Raw genomic sequence first — 2,328 nt, 5'->3', positions numbered from 1 at the left:
GATTCTACTTGCCTCACGAGCTTTCAGAAGTGCGTTTTCAACAAAAGTAAGCCCTGTTTCCTCCACATCGCCTACTCCAAATTCGGATTGCGCACGAACATCTAACCCAAGGGGTGTTAGTAATTGATTGAATTCTTTTAATTTTCCTACATTTCCGCTGGCTAAAACTAAGGTATTTGACGATGCCATAACGATATCTCCGAAAAGGAAGGTAATGAGTTTACTTGTCTCAAATTTCTTCTAAAGCAAGCCTTTTGTTACTCAATGTAAACATGCAGATCTAATTTAAATATTCCTTATGTTAAAAAATAAATAAATTTAAATCATATAGTTAACATTTATATTTCCAAAAAGCATATATATGTTCAAATTATTTTTACCAAACAACTAATAACAAAACTTTACGAAATGTATCTTATAGGCAACACTTCTGAGAGTACCTGCTCACTCTTTCTTTCCACGAGGGCTTCCCAATGTCACAGGAAAAGACCATAGGTTTGGTGTATCTCATTACCGAAAAAAGTCCGCAATCACAGCTATTTGCAGACTATTTACATGATCACACCAATTGCTCAATTAGCATTTACTCGCCTGACGTCACCATACCCTCTTCACCTGTCGAAAAGCTGCTCATCCTAATTGATAGTGACCATATTAGTGTAGAGGCATTGCCAGAGTGGCAAGAGAAACTGCCAGAAGCGCTTACAAAAGTCCCCCTAGCCGCTTTCAATATTCGCGATATGGACCATGCGCTAGAAGCGCTCTCATGCGCTCAATTGAAAGGGGTATTTTATCGCAATGAGAGCTTAGAGGTATTTTGCAAAGGTATCCACGCGTTACTTGATGATGAGCTGTGGATGTCTCGAGATTTAATGGCGCGCCTGATTCTTTTTTATCGCAAGTATCAAAGCAACGCGTTCCGTCCAGCCTGTGGATTAACCAATCGAGAAATGGAAATTATCTCTTTATTAAGCGCGGGTTCTTCTAACCAGCAGATTGCCGACAAGTTGTTTGTAAGTGAGCACACCGTCAAGTCTCATCTTTATAACATTTTCCGAAAAATAAACGTCCACAATCGTATTCAAGCACTTAACTGGATCCATCAGAACCTTGGACCAATTCTTCCTAATATAGAAACCGCACGTAGTTTACAACGTCATCGGTAGCTTTTTAAAAGGGTATATAGCTATGAATCTACATCGCTATTTACTGGTCATTTTTATCAGTTTTCTTGCATTAACGACTGATACATTTGCCAATGAAAAAAACAATTCTTCCCGCGCATTAGTCGCCAACGAACAGGAAGAAGTTAACGCTATTAACCAACTATCAAGTCCGGATGGCCCAGAAATTCAAGGACAACGAAATAGAGGTAGTGAACTTACCGGCATCATGGTCGACCGTACCGTCACCATGGCAGGTAAGACCTTTTATCGCGCTTTCAGTCAGCGGGCAATGGATAACCTCATTATCGGTAATGCCACGATTACCATTCAAGAACGTCCCGATGCCCGCTGGGGCAGCCAAATTGCCATCGTGGAAGGCAATCGGATGTACTTCAGAACACAGCTCTCTCCCAGGATTAGCGAAGCTGACCGCGTAGCAGGAGAAGCTGTCAATATCGTTGAGGAGGCACTTCTCCAGCAGCAGCTGGCATCTGCTCTTACCTCAGATAAAGACTTGGGAAAAGAGGAGTTATTCTAATGAAAAACTATAGAAAAACAGCTTACGCTACGTTCATAGTGTTAATGGGAATAAGTGTTCACGCGCAATCAGGGGATTTAATTTATAAACCTATTAATCCTTCTTTTGGCGGCGACCCTTTTACAGGTAGTTACCTGTTAGGTAAAGCCCAGTCGCAAGATACCAATACAGATCCAAATGCACGTAGGGGGCAAACATTATCATCCACTGAGCGCTTATTACAAAGTTTAGAAAGTCGGTTGATATCACAGCTCATTTACGATGTTAGCCGCGGTGAAGTCAGTGAAGGTAGCTTCGATAGCGATGAGTTCGGCGTTGTCGTAAGTGACAATAGCGGACAACTAATTGTGCGTGTTGTGGATAAAGTTACTGGAGATGTAACAGAGATTAGCGTTGGCGGCCTATTTAACCCTTAACAACAACATCGATACCAATCGCTAAAAAACCAGTAATAACGACTAACGCTATCTGCTTTGTCAGGGGATCATTATGAAAATTATCGCCTCAATTGTCATCGCGAGCCTGCTGAGTGGCTGTGCAGGAATGGTGGCAACGTCTGAAAATTTAGAAGGTGCTGAAGCAACACTCACACCTAGAGGAGCTACCTACCAGGATCTTGTATCG

The 2,328-nt window shown here is 41.9% G+C and carries 4 protein-coding genes; 3 read left to right on the top strand and 1 reads right to left on the bottom strand.

From position 1 onward, the window contains the following. Nucleotides 1-189, bottom strand: a 189-nt coding sequence (locus tag AC0UA9_RS17570) for a non-canonical purine NTP pyrophosphatase (RefSeq protein WP_475662051.1), incomplete at its 3' end; no start/stop codon positions are given. A gap of 284 nt (nt 190-473) precedes the next feature. Between AC0UA9_RS17570 and AC0UA9_RS17565 the strand changes: the two genes are divergently transcribed. From AC0UA9_RS17565 to AC0UA9_RS17555, 3 genes are read left to right on the top strand one after another with little or no spacing between them, the layout of a single operon-like run. Then, nucleotides 474-1,166 (top strand): response regulator transcription factor, encoded by a 693-nt coding sequence (locus AC0UA9_RS17565; RefSeq protein ID WP_125753346.1) that lies wholly within the window; start codon nt 474-476, stop codon nt 1,164-1,166. 22 nt (nt 1,167-1,188) lie between these two features. Then, complete coding sequence (locus AC0UA9_RS17560) at nt 1,189-1,704, top strand: CsgE family curli-type amyloid fiber assembly protein (RefSeq protein WP_317998905.1); 516 nt, start codon at nt 1,189-1,191, stop codon at nt 1,702-1,704. Then, entirely contained in the window at nt 1,704-2,120 is a 417-nt protein-coding gene (locus AC0UA9_RS17555) for a curli assembly protein CsgF (RefSeq protein ID WP_475662049.1), read from the top strand. The genes AC0UA9_RS17560 and AC0UA9_RS17555 overlap by 1 nt, the downstream gene beginning before the upstream one ends. Nucleotides 2,121-2,328: the final 208 nt, after the last annotated feature.

Source organism: Colwellia sp. F1 (assembly GCF_056238625.1).
This window is presented reverse-complemented; position numbering and strand designations above follow the sequence as displayed.

Excerpts from the sequence above, each read along its gene's own strand:
- AC0UA9_RS17565 (WP_125753346.1), top strand. The coding sequence starts at position 474 with ATGTCACAGGAAAAGACCATAGGTTTGGTGTATCTCATTACCGAAAAA.
- AC0UA9_RS17560 (WP_317998905.1), top strand. The coding sequence starts at position 1,189 with ATGAATCTACATCGCTATTTACTGGTCATTTTTATCAGTTTTCTTGCA.
- AC0UA9_RS17555 (WP_475662049.1), top strand. The coding sequence starts at position 1,704 with ATGAAAAACTATAGAAAAACAGCTTACGCTACGTTCATAGTGTTAATG.